The following is a 294-nucleotide window of genomic DNA, read 5'->3' as shown; positions in this document are numbered from 1 at the left end:
TGGCCGGGTGTNTATGCGTGCCCGCGCCGAGATCGAGGCCACCGACAAGAGCGGCAAAGAAGCCATCATCGTCACCGAGATTCCCTATCAAGTGAACAAGGCACGCTTGATCGAGAAGATCGCCGAGCTGGTGAAAGACAAGAAAATTGAAGGCATCACTGAACTGCGCGACGAGTCCGACAAGGAAGGTATGCGCATCGTGATCGAGCTGCGCCGTGGCGAGAATGCCGAGGTGGTGCTCAACAACCTCTACCAGCAGACCCAGATGGAATCGGTATTCGGTATCAATACCGT

Annotated in this window: 1 protein-coding gene; it reads left to right on the top strand. The window is 55.6% G+C overall.

Annotated features, from left to right (window positions below; translation table 11 throughout):
* Window positions 1-294 (top strand): DNA gyrase subunit A (locus A3730_RS09175; RefSeq protein WP_304439483.1); only part of this gene is annotated, 294 nt, incomplete at both ends.

The organism is Alcanivorax sp. HI0044, assembly GCF_001634945.1.
The sequence above is the reverse complement of the archived record's forward strand: the minus strand, read 5'-3'. Positions and strand labels throughout refer to the sequence as shown.